The organism is Clostridium sp. 19966 (assembly GCF_032335695.1).
Lineage (GTDB): Bacteria > Bacillota > Clostridia > Clostridiales > Clostridiaceae > JACTOJ01.
In genome coordinates this window covers 59,559-74,693 of record NZ_JACTOJ010000023.1, presented here as the reverse complement: position 1 = coordinate 74,693, position 15,135 = coordinate 59,559, and the positions used below count along the sequence as shown (strand labels likewise).

Below are 15,135 nucleotides of genomic sequence, written 5' to 3'. Positions count from 1 at the left end.
TTCCGGAGTTATAAAGCTCTACAATTGTATTTTTAAATTCTTCTGTATATTGTTTTTGACCTCTAGCCATCATAACACTTCCTTCTCTTTTCTTTATTTTAAAGTGTTCGGATTTCTGTGTCTACAATATTATACTAACACCAAGGCATATGCATAGAATATGATTTGAATAGCTTTAATGAAATAAATAATAGAGACTCTAAGTCGTTTTTACCGGTTGTATATGCTAATAAGATTGATCTTACATTAGATTTGAATGATGAAGAGTATATTAGGTATACTTGCATGGTTAATAGCATTTTGAAGCATAAAGATTGGAGTTATGAAAATGAATGGCGTTTGATATCATATAATGATGATGAAAAAAAGTTCAAAAATTTAAAAATTAATGCAATTTACTTTGGAATTTATACTTCTGAAGAAGATAAAAATATGATAATAGATTTGTTAAATAAAAGCGATCAAACAGTAGAATTTTATCAGATGAAAGCTGATTATAGAGGACTATGGCAAGAAAAAATTAAGCAGTTAGACTAATAATCTAAGAACTATCATCTTTAGATGAAATAAAATAATAGCTACATTTGCCTCACTAAAGGCTACTATAAAAAAGCAGAGATTTTAGAACTTCTACTTAAAATCCTTAAGGATTATAACGAGGACATAAAAGCCACCACAAAGTCTATACGTAAGAATTAACAGGATAATATACTACTAAGAGCAGTGCTGAGCCATACGCAGCTGCTCTTTTTCTTTTGTCACTTTACCTCAAATATTTTCCTTTATTTGCATATGGAATCTAATGTATAATAATAAATAATTAGACATATTTTTTCTTGTATTTAGAAAGGCGATATATTATGAAGGTTTATATTCATAAAAAAAGTAATGGACAATTTTCAAGCCATAATAATTATGCGGACTATGAAGGTTTTAGCGAAATGGGCTTTGAGGTAGTTCCCTATGGGAATTTTAGTGAAATTAATGATATGGAGCTGTGCGATATTGTTGACAATGATGTGGATGACGTTAGAAATGCTTTAAATAAGTTTAATATTGTTACCCCTGAAATTGATTATCCTGCTGAATTGGAAAAATATCTTGGAAGAAAAATTTGGAGAAGCAAGATAAGTGAAATTGCGAATAATGTAGATAAAATGAATGTTTTCATCAAGCCTGTGGAGGATAAGAAGTTTACTGGGGTAGTGGTTGGGAGCATTAGGGATTTGATGGGCTGCGGCACCCTTGAGGAGGATACGGACATATTTTGTTCTCAGGTTGTGAATTTTGTAGCTGAGTGGAGATGCTTTGTTAGATATGGTGAAATTCTTGATGTGAGGCCTTATAGGGGAGACTGGAGAATGCATTATGATTCAAGGGTTATAGAGGGAGCTGTCAGGGATTATGCCACTCAGCCTAATGGATATTCTATTGATTTTGGTGTTACTGAAAAGGGGGAGACTCTCCTTATTGAGGTAAATGACGGCTATGCTTTAGGCTTTTATGGCCTTAATCACCTTAGTTATGCAAAGCTGCTATCTGCTAGGTGGGCTCAGCTTACAGGAACTGAGGATCAGTGCTATTTTTAAGACTTTTTGAAGCGGAATCTTATGAAGATATAACAGATATTAAAGCAATGCAGCTAAGAATTTCAGCTGAAAAATCATTTGTGGATTTTTATAATACTAGCCATCAAATGAAAATCAATAATATTTCACTGGAATATAAAAAATAATGATGATAAAAGTTTCATTGAACGTTTTTTTATTTGGAAGGACAAAATTAATATAACAAGCGAACAATATGAAAGGTATATGAATTGGTTACATTCAGAGGTTGATAAAAGGACGGAGGCTATTGTAGGTGGAGGTTTTAGGAATTTGAGGCTTTAAAATAGTAGGAAACTATCCTTCTATAGTATAATGTCAATACCTTATATCAAGAATACACTACTAAGAGCAGCGCTGAGCCCATATGTAAGCTGCTCTTTTTTCTTTTGCCACCTACACTAAGATTCCCCTTTATTTGCATAGGTCATCTACGGTATAATAGTAAATAATAATGCTACATAAGTTAAGGGATGAAAGGATTATTAATAATGATAAATAATAAATTTGAAATAAATGGAGATCAAAACTCTATGGCTGTGGATTTAAGAAGAAAAATTGGAAGAAATGATCCCTGCTATTGTGGAAGTGGGAAGAAATATAAAAATTGCTGCATGAAAAAGGATCAAGAAGAGGAGCGTATTAAAGTAGCGCTAGAGCAGTGTGAGACTGTAGCGGATAAATATCTTACTGTGAAGGAATATATTGAATTATCAGGTTATCCCATTGTTAGATTTGATTATTTCTTGCTGGAAATATTGAATATGGCAGGCAGTATCTTAGACAAATATAATAAAACAAGCAAGCATAGAACTAAGGAAATAATCAGGGAGCTTTATGGCTATGCTAAAGGATTTTATGGAGAATGCTTAGAGTGTAAATATAATTGTCTAAAGGATCCGCTAAAAAGGGTCAGTTTTAAATCTCTAAGAGAAAATGAATTCAATTTAAGTGCACTTCCTTCAATACTTCAGCAGGAAATAGGTATTAATTTCTTTTATATTGAGTTTCTTAATGGGTTTGCTGGTAAATTGTTTGAGGAATTACTTAAAGATGTAGATGAAGAGACTGCGGTTGAAATGTCTCTTACATTATTTGCTTCACTTATTGATTATGTTTCCAGTAATTGCGCAGAGCAATGTGAAAATAAATGTATAAGGAATCATAATAGTAATGCTTATTGCAATTTTTGTACCTTTGGTGACAAGAAATTACCTTGTCCTAAAGAGGGGAAGGTTTCTTATGAAGCTATTAAAGCTTTAGAAATTGATATGATCCATTAATGATCGGGGAGAAAAGGATGTTATTTAAAAACTTACCAGAAAACTTTTTTACGCCCTTAGCCAGCAAAAATAAAAATATATATTGGGATTGCATTTACATATTGTATTCTATTATGAATAGCCGCCTGTCTTTTGGAATCGAAAGAGAGCTTGTGATTGATGAACTTCAGGATTATTTTGATAGCTACGGCTCTGATATTGTGGAGGACGATATTACTGTGGCTGGAAGCAGGGATAAGGCAAATCTTGTTGTAAGGAAACTTATTGATTATGGGTGGCTCACCAGTGAGACGACTTATAGTCATGTGCAGCTTGTTCACTTTAATGATTATGCTGTGGAAATTGTTAAAACCTTGGATAAAATTGTGAACAATAACAAGCTGGAGTATCAAGGGTATATTTACACTATTTATACTCTTATACGTTCTAATAGTGAAAGTAAGGGCATTTTATTAAATCAGATTTATGAAAATACGGATAAGCTCATTACAGGGCTTAAATCTTTAAATTCTAATATAAAAAGGTATATTGATGATCTTACTAAGTATTCTACGGTTGCTGAGATTATGGATATTCTTTTTAATGATTACAGGTCCAATATTATCGATAAGGCCTATCACAGGCTAAAAACTTCGGATAATGTTTCTAAGTTTCGTCCTGAGATTCTGGAAGCCTTGGAAGCTTATATTAGGGATGAGGATTTTATTAGAAGTGCAGCAAGGGAAATCAGTGAAATCACAGAGCTATCCAGTGAAGATAGTATGGATAGGGTTAGAGATATTTTAAGAGAATTGGTGGATGCTTTTCATAATATGGATTTTATCATAGAGGAAATTGATAACAAGAATTCGCAGTATCAGAGGTCCGCTATTAACAGGGCTAAGTTTTTGCTTTCAAATAGTGAGGATTTGTCTGGTCAAATAAAGGATATTCTCCTTTATATGTCTGAGGAGATAGCAGGGTCTGATATAAGTCTTAGCACTGTTTATTACCTGGATTATGTAGAGAATTTGTTTAAAATCTACAGTCAGGGCTTCTTGGATGAGGCTTCTTTTTATGCGCCAATTGAGGGGAAGAAGGACTTTAAGCCTGAGGCCCTTATTGATGTGAATATTGATTCTACCAAGAGAAAACAGAAGTTAGACAGCTTGAAGAGTAAATTAGAGGACTCTATGAATCCTAACAATATTGAAAAATATGTGTCTGAAATCCTTGGCAATAGGGAAGTGATGCTAGCATCATCCATGCCTCTTAATACTACTAAAGATTTCATTAGAATCATTTATATAAGGCTTTATGGTCAGAGAAAAAGGGTGTGCTATAGGGTTGTTAACAAGGATTTGGTTAATATAAATGGATATAAGTTTAGGGATTTTGAAATTTGGCGAAAATAATTAGTGGACTTAGGTATTTATAATGGAGTACTGGAGGGATTACTTTGGAGTTTTTAAATAAACTTTCTGCAAAGGAATTGGAGGAGTTTAAGAAGATAAGCAACAAGCTTCTTAGTGTTTGTTTTCTTTGCAAGAAGAATGAGGCTAATAAAAATGACTATTATTTCATACTGAGGCATAAGGAAGAGTTTAATGGCTATTTCAAAGTTTTGGGCTTTCAGGTGGAAATCAATGAGGAATATGGTGTTGCCCAATTAGTTAATACTTTGAATTTTAATAGAATTCAGCTTAAGCTTTTTGATTCTATAATTCTTCTTCTATTAAGGGTGCTTTTTGATGAAAAGATTAGGGAATTGTCCCTTACTAATGATGTGGTTGTAACTGTGGGGGAGATTCAAGAGAAATTTATGGCTTTAAAAATAAGGGATAAGCTTATTGATAAGACTACTTTAAACAATTCGCTTAAGCTTTTTAAAAGGTTTAATATAATAAATAATTTGGATAGGGATCTTACTAATGAAGATTCAAGAATTATAATTTATCATTCTATTTTGATGGCGCTTAGGGTGGATGATATTAAAGCGGTTTACGATAAGATTAATATTTATAAAAAAGGTGGTGAGGCAGTTGAAGAAGTTGAAGAGGATGAGGCTGATTAATTGGCATCGTTTTTTGAATGAGACTATTGAAATTAATAATTCGGTGCTGCTGTCCGGTGAAAATGGAGCGGGTAAGTCAACTATTCTTGATGCTATTCAACTTGTGCTTACTTGCTCTAAGAACAATTTTAATAAGGCTGCCAATGAAAATGGAAAGAGAACTTTGGCAGGTTATGTAAGATGTAAAACTGGTAAGGAAAGCAAACCCTATGAGAGGGAGGGGCAGGTCACCGCTCATATTGCTTTGGAGTTTTTTGAGGAAGAAAAGAATAAAACCTTTATTGTTGGTGCTGTTATTGACTCTGCATCGGAAACTAAAGAGAAGACGGTGTGGTATAGAATAGAAAATCAAGGTATAGAGGATGACTTGTTTTTACAGGGAAATAAACCTAAGAATATAGATTTATTTAGAAATATTAATAAGAGGATTCAGACTTTTAATCAAACCGATGCTAAGAAGGATTTCAAAAATCGTTTTGGACGTCTTGAGGATAAGTTTTTTGAGCTTGTTCCTAAGGCACTGGCTTTTAAGCCTATTGATAATATTAAAGATTTTGTCTATTCCTATGTTTTGGATAAGAAAGAAGTCAATATTGAGGTTTTGAAGGAGAATGTTAGGAGCTATCAGGAATTAGAGAAGATGCTAAGCATCATTAAGGTTAAGATACAAAAGTTGGAGGCCATTAGTGAAGGTTATAGTAGGATTGTAACCTATAAGGAAAGAGAGCAGGTTTATGATTATATTATCAAAAGAGCTGATAGTGAGCTTTCAAAAGAGAATATAGCTAGGTTTGAATTTAATATTAAGAGACTTAGGGATGAAATTGATGCATTGGAGGTTCAAAAAAACCAGATACATAACGAAATTTCCAGCAAGAAGGACACTAAGGATAAGCTGGAGTATGAACTGCTTCACAATGAGGAATATTTGGCTATAAAGGATTTGGACAGTAAGATAAGTTCTCTTGAGCCCCAGCTTAAGGAGCTTGATAAAAAGAAAAATATTCTTATTTCAGCTTTAAAGGAATCTATTAAAAATGCGGAAGCCTTAACTGCCCTGGAGGAGGATTTCCCTTCTGCCATAAGCTATATTAACTCTGCAAGGCAGCTTATGGAAAGTTTTGACACTTCTCTTGTGAGTCCTATGCTGGAGTCTTTTATTAAAGATAAGCGAGATAGAAGTGAAGAGGTTTCAAAGAAGGTTTATAAGTATGAAGCTCTAAAGGAAGAGTTTGATAAAAAGCTTTCACTGGTGGATAAGAAAATTACGGAGCTTGAGAAGAAAAAGCTTCAGTATAAACCAGAAATAACTCTGCTTTTAGAGGAGATTAGAAAGGCCTTTCTTAAGGTGGGAAAGGATAGGGAACCTAGGATTTTATGTGAGCTTTTGAGGATAACTGATGAACGCTATAAAAATGCTGTAGAAGGCTACTTAAATACTCAAAGGTTTTATATTATTGTGGAGCCTGAGGATTTTGACCTAGCTTTAAATGTGTATGAGAATCTTAGAAAAAATAGAGGCTTACATTCTGCAGGTTTAATTAATACGGCTAAATTAGATGTATATGACAAAAGTGATAAGGATACTTTGGCTTCTGTAGTAACCTCTCAGAGTATATGGGCAAAGAGGTTTAGTAATATGATACTTGGAAAGGTTATGCTTTGTGAAAAGGTGGAGGAGTTAAAGCTACATAAATGCGCTATTACTCCTGGCTGCATGCTTTATCAAAACTATGTGGCAAGAGCTATAGACCCTAAGGTATATAACACGCCCTACATTGGAGAGGATGCCTACAAAGTTCAGCTAGAGCAGGCATTAGAAGAAAAAAATGGGTTGGAGCAGCAAAAAAAAGCTATAAAAGATAGCTTGAAGGAGCTTAATAGGTACAAGGAACTCTTAGGACGAGATAAAGAGACGGATATAAAATACAATTTAGAAGTTTTACCAAGACTTAAGGCTAGTAAGGAGCTGCTGGAAAGCCTGAAAATGAAGAAGTCAGAACTTGAAAAAAATAATAACTTTTTTCAAAAGCAAATGGTCATTGAGGGATTAAAAAAGGAAATTGAAAAGCTTGAAAAGGATAAAGAGGGAGTCGTATCTAAGCAAGGCTCTAATTATAATCAAATAGAAAATGAGGTTAAGGCAAAGAATTTTGAAGAAGAAAGGCTTAAAATACAAGATGTAGACCTAAGTAATGCGGAGAAGGCTCTTTTGGAGGGTGCTCTAAAGGCTCAAAAGGAGTATGAGGGGATTTTTGCAGCTAAAAAGACTGCAAGAAAGATAAAGGAAGATTATGAAGTAACTAAGAAGAGAACGGAGACTTTGCGTGGTGAGCAAGAAAAACTCTTGAGAGATTTGCAGTATAGATACAAGTCTGAGCATGACTTTGGTGCTGAGGCAACCTACGAAGGCGCCGCACTATTTCTTCAGGAGTTAGATAAGCTAAAGAGTTCGGAGCTTTTATCCTATGAAGAAAAGGTATATGAGGCTAAAAAGGGCGCAGAGCTTGAATTTAAGGAGCAATTTTTGTCGAAGCTTCAGGAGAATATTAAAAAGGCTCAGGGAGAATTTAAACAGCTAAACAAAGCCCTAAAGGACATCAAATTTGGCAGTGAGGCTTATGAATTCAAATATTCAGAGAGCAAGCGCTTCAGCAAATACTACAAAATGATTATGGATGATTTCAATATAGTAGAGGGCTATTCTCTTTTGAGTGGACAGTTCAACGATAGGCATAAGGAAGTAATTGATGAGCTTTTTGAAAAGCTCACTTTGGATGAAGATAACGGTGCAAAAACCCTAGAGGAGTTTACGGATTACAGAACCTATATGGATTATGATATACATATAAGCCATGGTGATGGCACAGAGTCCTATTACTCAAAGGTTGCTAAGGAAAAGAGCGGAGGGGAAACTCAGACACCTTTCTATGTGACTATAGCTGCTTCCTTTGTTCAGCTTTACAGTCAAGGTATCGGAAATGAAAGCATAGGCTTAATTCTTTTTGATGAAGCTTTTGACAAGATGGATGATGAGAGAACCACTGGTGTGCTTGAATTTTTAAATAATCTGCCCCTTCAGATGATAATAGCAGCGCCACCAGAAAAAATTCAATACATAGGACCACAGGTGGACAGCACTCTTCTTGCACTTAAAGAAGATAATATAAGTTATGTAGAGGTATATTCCCATGAAAAGGTATGATGAAATCCTCATTAACAGGCTTTTGGACTCTTATGAAAGCAGCGCCCTATACAGTGAAAGCAATAAAAATAATCAAAGAATTTTCTTCGTTTTTAACAAGAAAAATATTGCGGATTATTTTGATGAAGAGTCCACTATTTATGAAGATATAAATCAGATAGCAATGAATCTTCAGCACAAAGCCTTGATAGATATTCTTTGGAAAAATGGACGAGAAGGGCACATTATAGAAAAAGTCACCTTGAACACTAATAACCTTGAAAGGGCTTATACCTATGTTAAGAGAAAGAAAAAGAGAGTTTTTGAGTACAATGTCTTTCAGCTGCTTTCTAATTTTCCCTGCAAAGGCGAAACTGCAGCTGAATTTATACAAGCAATTAAAGAGAGGATAGCAGGCAACAAATCTGTAAAAAGATATTTCCCTCTAGAGGATTTGAAATATTTAGAGGAACTGCTTTTGGCTGTTGAAGGCGTTACCTGCAATGAGGAAGAAATATATCTAAGAGAGCTATCTATGAAAATCTTTAAGAATTCCAAAACCTTAGAGGCTATGGAAGGAAAAATAAAAAATATCATCTTAGAGTTTCATCCAAGAGCTGACTACCTTTCAGAAATTGAAGATTTATTTGGCGAGTTCAACATACTTAAGAACCCCTCCTATGTAATGTTTAAGGGAAGGGGAATAATCAAATTTAAAAGCAGCAGCATTGATCTAAGCCAGCTTGAAAATGGCATAGGAATAAGCAGCAAGGATTTGGAGGCTTTAGAATTTGAAAGTGTACACCAGGTTAAAAGACTGATTACCATAGAAAATCTCACTACTTTCAATAGATTCAAGGACAGTGAGGCGGTAATCATATATCTTGGGGGTTATCACAATGAAAGCAGAAGAAAACTTCTTATGAAGCTTTATTATATATATCCAGCCATTGAATATTATCATTGGGGAGATATAGACTGTGGAGGCTTTAGAATTTATAGGCATCTTGTGGAAAGAACCGCTATTCCCTTTAAGCCTATGAACATGGGAGCAGATATTCTTAAGAAATATAAAAGCTACACTAAACCACTCACGGACACTGATAGAAAGACCTTGCTAGATATGTCTGACGATATTGCTTTTATTATGTTTAAGGACTCAATAGAAGTGATGCTTGAGGATGAAAGAAAGCTGGAGCAGGAAATTGTAGGGTATGATTTATAGTGTATTTCATAGAGGATACAGTTCAATTAATAAGTATTTAAATATGGAGAATTAGATAAATGGATGATATTGCAATAAGAAAAATGGATAAAGATATGCTAGATGAAATTGTGGATTTATTTATTTCAACCTTTTCAAGAGAACCTTGGAATGATGTGTATGAATCAAGGGAACAGGTAAGTGACTTTTTTATCAATCATTTTAATAATAATTATTTTTTAGGCTATGTGCTTATAGTTAATGACAGGATAAAGGGCTTAAGCATTGGCATGAAAAAACCTTGGATAAAAGGCTTTGAATACTATATAGATGAATTTTGCATAGGCTATGATATGCAAGGAAAAGGTCTTGGAAGCTGGTTTATTAAGAAAATTGAGCTAGACATTATAAAAGAAGGGGTAAAGGGCATTATATTGAATACTGAAAAGGGATTTCCTTCCTTTGAATTTTATAAAAAGAATGGTTTTGAAGAGCTGGGTGACTTAGTGATTCTTGCAAAATGATGAAGGAATATAACTTCATTATTGATGTTTCCTATAAAAAGGTTATGAATTATTTTAAACCTAAGTTTATTTTAGGGATGACTGCTACGCCTGAAAGATGTGACGATGAGAGCATTTTTGATATCTATGATAATAACGTAGCCTCGGAATTGGGACTTGTTCTTCCATTCCATTATTTCGTAATAACAGATATTGAGGACGTTGATTTAAAATGTATTAGGATAGATGATATACAAGAGATTTCTAGGAAGCTTCAGGTTAACAAGAGAGTTGATTATATCATTGAAAAGCTGAATTTTTATGGATACGACGGTGATAAGCTTAAATGTCTCAGATTTTGTGCAAATAAAGAGTATGCAAAATGAATATAAGAAGGGTTATGATATTTCTCTTACCAATGATTATAGCTAGTGGACAAAATCATATCAAGCTTCATAGCCCTTCAAATGCAGCAGCTTTTTCGTCTACATATTTTTTAAAAACTTAATGATATAACTCAAAGTGTAAAAATCTCTATCTAGCTTTGTAACAATTAATTTTAATCCTGTAATTATTGTCTCTTCAGTAAAGCTTTCAAGTAGAAGCATAATATTTAAAGTATTAAGGCTACCATCTTTTGTATCAAAAACTCGTGATTTTTTTATGTACTTGTTTTCCATAGCGGTGAAAACAGCAGCTCTTAAATCTTCACTGATTTCTAATCTGGGCATTTCCTCAAAAATTCTGATGCCCAGAGCATTAATATCTATATTTTTAGCTTTGCTCATGTCGGTACATAAGAATATAGTATTTATAAATTCTGCATCCTTGAAATTAGTGTTTTCCAGCTTCACAGAGTCGAAAACAGCATTTTCAAAAATGGCACCTTTAAAGTCACTATCTTTTAAATTTGTTCCAATAAATTCTGCATATTTAAAGCTGCACTTGAAGAAGGTAGTAGATTTAAAATGTGCTCCTCTAAAGCTTGCAAAATCAAAAATGGAGCCTGAAAAATCGCAGTTATAACAGTTACTTCTCTCAAGATTTTTATACATAAAGTTTTTATCTATTTTCTCTATATTATTGTAGTTAAAATTTCCTGTAATACTTTTATTTGTTGCCATGCTTATCTTCACCTAAATCCCTTCTAGGTATTTTAAATTTAATTGCTTTTTCAATTTCTTCAAGCCTTACATTGTCTTTTGGGTCAATAAATAGGCAGGTGTAACCTTCCTCACCGGCTCTTCCAGTTCTGCCGATTCTATGTATATAGCTTTCTACGCTTTCAGGAATGTCATAGTTGTATATATGGCTAACCCCGCTTATATCAAGACCTCTTGAAGCTATATCCGTTGCTATTAAGTATTGAAAATCACCATTTCTGAAGGCTTTCATTATTCTTTCACGTTTTGACTGAATTATATCGCTGTGTAGCTTTTCGCAGTTGTAGCCTCTTCTATATAGTGCTATTTCAAGTTCGTCTGCTCTTCTTTTGGTTCTGCAAAATATTATAGCCATATATGGATTGTCTTCATTGAGTACAGTGCACAAAGCATCCTGTTTTCTTCTGTCCGTAGTTTCTACCACTTGTTGCTTAATGGCTTCAAGAGTTATTTCTTCTTTTGAAATGGCTACTGTTACAGGCTCTTTTGTGTATCTATAGGCCAATCTTTTAACCTCTGAATTTATGGTTGCAGAGAAACAAAGGGTTTGGCGTTTCTTAGAGGTTTCTTTTATAATTGCCTCAACCTCTTTTTTAAAGCCCATCAAAAGCATTTGGTCTGCTTCATCCAGCACAAAGGTTTTTAATTTACTTAAATCTATAGATTTTCTTTCAAGGTGATCCAGAAGCCTGCCAGGGGTAGCAATAATAAGATGGATTCCTGTTTTTAGCTTCTTAATCTGAGAACCCACATCTTTTCCTCCATAAGCTGCCAATATATTAATATCCTTAGCCTGCTTAAGCTTTAGAGCTTCTTCGGTTATCTGAAGGGCAAGCTCCCTTGTAGGAGTTAAAATCAGTCCCTGAACTGCATCTACCTTAGGCGAAATGTTTTCAAAAATGGGAAGCAAAAAGGCCAGAGTTTTTCCTGTGCCAGTTTGAGATTCCACTATAACATCTCTACCATTTTTTATAAGACTGATGCTTTCGGCTTGGACCGGGGTAGGTTCGGTGATACCATTATTTTTTAATACTTTTACTATATCTTCGCTGATTCCTAATTCGTTAAAATTCATTATCTTATACCTCCCTTAATACAGGGTTCCATTTCTAAAGTTATATTAATACATAAGGAATAAAGTTTTAGTCCTTTAATCATATACTACTTTTAAAGATTAAACAAATCCTTTAATCAAAATTCTTTTAATACATGGCACCAAATTAAAGAAGGTAATGGCGTTGATAGTAATGGAAAAAAGAAAATATAAAAGAAATGATAATGTGTATCAGCCCTTCATTTATATAGACAAGGGTGATGCGGTAGAATACCAAGGAAATAAGCCTATAACTGTAAAAGTGCAACGTCATAATCAGCTTCCTGTAAATATATATACAGAATTTAAATGCTATTCCTTTTGGTTATATTTAAATTGCCCTTGAATGAGAACTAATGTTTGCATAAGCTAGGCAATTTCTGGAAATAATAATATTAAACAATTTCCCATAGAAAGAAGTGAGGTATATGGATTATAATAAAATTGAGGATGCAGTATTAAAAAAGGCTATGGATGCATTCAAACAAAGTGCAGTCAATTATTTTGGAATAGACACTAAAATAATTGCACCGGCTGAAACAGAAATAAAGAACATAGATATTAAGACTAATTATACGGACTATCTGTTCTATACAGACGATGGTAATTATCTTCATTTCGAGTTTCAGACCACTGATAAAAAAGATTCCTGTATTATGACGCTTCCTTGTTTTACAAGGAAAAAAGAAAGATTAGAACTATGGTCATCTACTTGGCAGATATAGTAAATGTAGAAGAGTCTGTTGATGCAGGAACAATCAAGTACAAAATAGAATCTTTTTATATGAAAAAATTAAACAGTGATGATAAATATAAATATTTAAAAGGTAAGATAGAAAATAATGAGATGCTGCTAGAAGAAGATATTTTAAATTTAACATTTCTTCCTCTTATGAGCGGTAGTGACAGTAGTACAGAAAGAGCTGTTAAAGGAATTGAACTAGCAGAAAGTATTAAAGACAAAGAAACTAAGATGCTCTCACTAAGTTTACTGTACGCTTTATTTGAGAAGTTTGGCGATACTTTAAGCAAGAATAAATTAAAGGAGGTAATGAGATTGACAGAAATAGGAAAAATGATAAGGGATGAAGCGTTAAAAGAAGGCGAAACTAAGGGAAAGGCAGAAATGCTTATAAAACTATTAATGAAGAAATTTAAAAAACTCCCAGATGAATATAAAAATAAAATTAGGAGTTTATCAGAAGATACTCTAGAAACTATAGCAACAGATATATTTGATTTAGAAAAAATTGAAGATTTGGAAAAGTATTTTTAAAAATACCCCTAGCGTTTTTTGCATATATAGAACCTGTCAGTTTATAGCTGATGGGCTCTTTTTTTGTGGATATTGCTAAATTGAACAATTTATTTAAGTAAGGATTTGGTAAAAATCAAAAAAAGATAGATAGTAAGGATGTAATAAAAAATATAGTGTTAGAGAGGCAGGAGCGACCTAGATAGCGTGGGTAAACTTGCTACAGTAGTAGTAATTGACCAGGCCGCCATCAACTTCTATAAGTGGTGATAGTTCACTCATATACTACTTTTAAAGATTAAACAGATAAATTTATATATCTAAATCTATGTGAAACATTTAAATGAGAAATACTATTGCCTTGATATAGTATTATTTTGAGTCTTATAGTGTATTTTATTTGTCAAAAACATTGCTGGTATTATACTGATGACCATAAAAATCAGACTTGTGAAAAAACCAGCATGAAAGGAACTGGAAACATTTGTTGCAGTAAAACTCTTTCCTATCATTGAATTACTTACAACAGTTGCAAGAATTGCAGATCCAAATGCTGCCCCAATATTTTGTATAATTCTAGTGGAAATGCTGGCTTCTGAAATTTGTGATTTTTCAAGTCCAACATATGAATCGCTCATCACGGGAACAGTTACGCCACCAACTCCAATACCTCGAAATAATAAGGCTAGCCATATTATCCATTGATTTGTTCCATTATCAAAGAAAATAAATGGAAGTGTACTGATGATTGTGATAAGTATAGATGGTAATACTACAAAACGAGCCCCGATCTTATCAGTCATTTTGCCAATAAAAGATCTGGTCATTAGCATACCCACACCTTGGGGAATAAGCCAGAGTGCCGATGTGATTACATCTAGACCTCGAACATCCTGAAAAAATATAGGGAACAGAAGCATTGGCCCATTGGTGGCAAACCCTGCTAAAAATAATGAGATAAAAGAAGCTGAAAAATTTATTGAATGAAACAGTTTTAAAGGAATTAATGCTTTTTCTTTTATTCTAGAAGCATAAATCACGTAAATTAGCAAGGAAGCAGCACCTATAATAATTGCTATAGCTCCTGTGGCAGAATTGCTGGAGCTTTTGATTTTAGTAACTCCGAAAATAAACATTCCAGAGGTTAACCCCAATATGAGAATTCCGAACAAATCCATTTTAGCATTTGTTTCAGTGGCTCGAAAATTGGGAAGTTTCCAAAATATAAGTAGCAATGCAATAATTCCTATTGGAAGGTTAACAAAAAATAACCAGTGCCAGGTTAGATATTTTAAGATTAATCCTCCAATAATGGGTCCAATAATTGGACCGAAAACAATTGAGATTCCAACAATAGACATCAATCGTCCAAGGTTATTTGATCCTGCTGAGCTAACTATCATAGTAGTTAATGTTGGAATCAAGAGACCAGAAGCAAAGCCTTGAAGGATTCTACAAGCAATTAGGCTTTGAATATTAAAAGCAAAACCGCAAAGCAGGGAGGATATTAAAAAGAGCCCTAACGCACTCATGAATATTTTCTTGCCATCATATTTTTTTACCAGCCATCCTGAAAATGGAACAGCTATACCTAATGCTAAGGTGTATCCAGTAACTACCCATTGTATGATTTCAAAAGTGGTTGAAAATAATTTGGCTAAATCATCAACTGCGATATTGATAATTGTGGCATCTAGCATGGGAGGAAGAGCACCAAGTACTAAAATTAGAGAAATAACAATAATGTTTTTGGGAATTTTTTCGGTATCCATAATAGCATCTCCTTTACG

General features: G+C 33.7%; 15 protein-coding genes. 12 read left to right on the top strand and 3 right to left on the bottom strand.

Annotation, left to right across the window (positions count from 1 at the left end; genetic code table 11):
• The first annotated feature begins 147 nt into the window (after positions 1-147).
• From IAI10_RS19455 to IAI10_RS19415, 9 genes are all read left to right on the top strand, one after another.
• A complete protein-coding gene (locus tag IAI10_RS19455) occupies positions 148-537 on the top strand; it encodes a DUF2971 domain-containing protein (RefSeq protein ID WP_315674973.1) in 390 nt (129 codons plus the stop codon).
• Positions 538-860: 323 nt separating this feature from the next.
• Positions 861-1,589, top strand: coding sequence for an ATP-grasp domain-containing protein (locus IAI10_RS19450; RefSeq protein ID WP_315674970.1), 729 nt, complete (start codon positions 861-863; stop codon positions 1,587-1,589).
• Between the two features lie 509 nt (positions 1,590-2,098).
• On the top strand, positions 2,099-2,890 hold the full coding sequence (locus IAI10_RS19445) for an SEC-C metal-binding domain-containing protein (protein ID WP_315674969.1): 792 nt from the start codon (positions 2,099-2,101) through the stop codon (positions 2,888-2,890).
• A gap of 17 nt (positions 2,891-2,907) precedes the next feature.
• Positions 2,908-4,284, top strand: coding sequence for a Wadjet anti-phage system protein JetA family protein (locus IAI10_RS19440; protein ID WP_315674968.1), 1,377 nt, complete (start codon positions 2,908-2,910; stop codon positions 4,282-4,284).
• Between the two features lie 44 nt (positions 4,285-4,328).
• Positions 4,329-4,943 (top strand): DUF4194 domain-containing protein, encoded by a 615-nt coding sequence (locus IAI10_RS19435; RefSeq protein ID WP_315674967.1) that lies wholly within the window; start codon positions 4,329-4,331, stop codon positions 4,941-4,943.
• Positions 4,912-8,148: an SbcC/MukB-like Walker B domain-containing protein gene (locus tag IAI10_RS19430; protein ID WP_315674966.1), complete on the top strand. Its 3,237-nt coding sequence runs from the start codon at positions 4,912-4,914 to the stop codon at positions 8,146-8,148. The genes IAI10_RS19435 and IAI10_RS19430 overlap by 32 nt, the downstream gene beginning before the upstream one ends.
• On the top strand, positions 8,135-9,352 hold the full coding sequence (locus tag IAI10_RS19425) for a Wadjet anti-phage system protein JetD domain-containing protein (RefSeq protein WP_315674965.1): 1,218 nt from the start codon (positions 8,135-8,137) through the stop codon (positions 9,350-9,352). The genes IAI10_RS19430 and IAI10_RS19425 overlap by 14 nt, the downstream gene beginning before the upstream one ends.
• Positions 9,353-9,411: 59 nt before the next feature.
• Entirely contained in the window at positions 9,412-9,855 is a 444-nt protein-coding gene (locus IAI10_RS19420; RefSeq protein ID WP_315674964.1) for a GNAT family N-acetyltransferase, read from the top strand.
• Positions 9,852-10,220, top strand: a complete 369-nt coding sequence (locus IAI10_RS19415) for a DEAD/DEAH box helicase family protein (RefSeq protein ID WP_315674963.1) — start codon at positions 9,852-9,854, stop codon at positions 10,218-10,220. The genes IAI10_RS19420 and IAI10_RS19415 overlap by 4 nt, the downstream gene beginning before the upstream one ends.
• 99 nt (positions 10,221-10,319) lie before the next feature.
• Here IAI10_RS19415 and IAI10_RS19410 read toward each other — a convergent pair whose 3' ends face one another.
• A complete protein-coding gene (locus IAI10_RS19410) occupies positions 10,320-10,958 on the bottom strand; it encodes a pentapeptide repeat-containing protein (RefSeq protein WP_315674962.1) in 639 nt (212 codons plus the stop codon).
• Positions 10,945-12,072 carry a DEAD/DEAH box helicase gene (locus tag IAI10_RS19405; RefSeq protein ID WP_315674961.1) on the bottom strand — a complete coding sequence of 376 codons (1,128 nt, stop codon included), beginning with the start codon at positions 12,070-12,072 and terminating at the stop codon, positions 10,945-10,947. Before IAI10_RS19405 ends, IAI10_RS19410 begins: the two co-directional genes overlap by 14 nt.
• A 163-nt stretch (positions 12,073-12,235) precedes the next feature.
• Between IAI10_RS19405 and IAI10_RS19400 the strand changes: the two genes are divergently transcribed.
• The 3 genes from IAI10_RS19400 to IAI10_RS19390 all read left to right on the top strand — a co-directional run bounded on the left by IAI10_RS19400 (position 12,236) and on the right by IAI10_RS19390 (position 13,366).
• Positions 12,236-12,436, top strand: a complete 201-nt coding sequence (locus IAI10_RS19400; RefSeq protein WP_315674960.1) for a hypothetical protein — start codon at positions 12,236-12,238, stop codon at positions 12,434-12,436.
• Positions 12,437-12,518: 82 nt separating this feature from the next.
• Positions 12,519-12,815 (top strand): hypothetical protein, encoded by a 297-nt coding sequence (locus IAI10_RS19395; protein WP_315674959.1) that lies wholly within the window; start codon positions 12,519-12,521, stop codon positions 12,813-12,815.
• Positions 12,791-13,366, top strand: a complete 576-nt coding sequence (locus IAI10_RS19390) for a DUF4351 domain-containing protein (RefSeq protein ID WP_315674958.1) — start codon at positions 12,791-12,793, stop codon at positions 13,364-13,366. The genes IAI10_RS19395 and IAI10_RS19390 overlap by 25 nt, the downstream gene beginning before the upstream one ends.
• A gap of 332 nt (positions 13,367-13,698) precedes the next feature.
• Here the strand turns inward: IAI10_RS19390 and IAI10_RS19385 are convergent, their stop codons facing one another.
• On the bottom strand, positions 13,699-15,117 hold the full coding sequence (locus IAI10_RS19385) for a DHA2 family efflux MFS transporter permease subunit (protein WP_315674957.1): 1,419 nt from the start codon (positions 15,115-15,117) through the stop codon (positions 13,699-13,701).
• Between the last annotated feature and the right edge of the window lie 18 nt (positions 15,118-15,135).

Excerpts from the sequence above, each read along its gene's own strand:
- IAI10_RS19445 (WP_315674969.1), top strand. The coding sequence starts at position 2,099 with ATGATAAATAATAAATTTGAAATAAATGGAGATCAAAACTCTATGGCT.
- IAI10_RS19420 (WP_315674964.1), top strand. The coding sequence starts at position 9,412 with ATGGATGATATTGCAATAAGAAAAATGGATAAAGATATGCTAGATGAA.
- IAI10_RS19385 (WP_315674957.1), bottom strand. The coding sequence starts at position 15,117 with ATGGATACCGAAAAAATTCCCAAAAACATTATTGTTATTTCTCTAATT.
- IAI10_RS19450 (WP_315674970.1), top strand. The coding sequence starts at position 861 with ATGAAGGTTTATATTCATAAAAAAAGTAATGGACAATTTTCAAGCCAT.
- IAI10_RS19425 (WP_315674965.1), top strand. The coding sequence starts at position 8,135 with ATGAAAAGGTATGATGAAATCCTCATTAACAGGCTTTTGGACTCTTAT.
- IAI10_RS19390 (WP_315674958.1), top strand. The coding sequence starts at position 12,791 with ATGGTCATCTACTTGGCAGATATAGTAAATGTAGAAGAGTCTGTTGAT.
- IAI10_RS19415 (WP_315674963.1), top strand. The coding sequence starts at position 9,852 with ATGATGAAGGAATATAACTTCATTATTGATGTTTCCTATAAAAAGGTT.
- IAI10_RS19395 (WP_315674959.1), top strand. The coding sequence starts at position 12,519 with ATGGATTATAATAAAATTGAGGATGCAGTATTAAAAAAGGCTATGGAT.
- IAI10_RS19405 (WP_315674961.1), bottom strand. The coding sequence starts at position 12,072 with ATGAATTTTAACGAATTAGGAATCAGCGAAGATATAGTAAAAGTATTA.
- IAI10_RS19410 (WP_315674962.1), bottom strand. The coding sequence starts at position 10,958 with ATGGCAACAAATAAAAGTATTACAGGAAATTTTAACTACAATAATATA.
- IAI10_RS19440 (WP_315674968.1), top strand. The coding sequence starts at position 2,908 with ATGTTATTTAAAAACTTACCAGAAAACTTTTTTACGCCCTTAGCCAGC.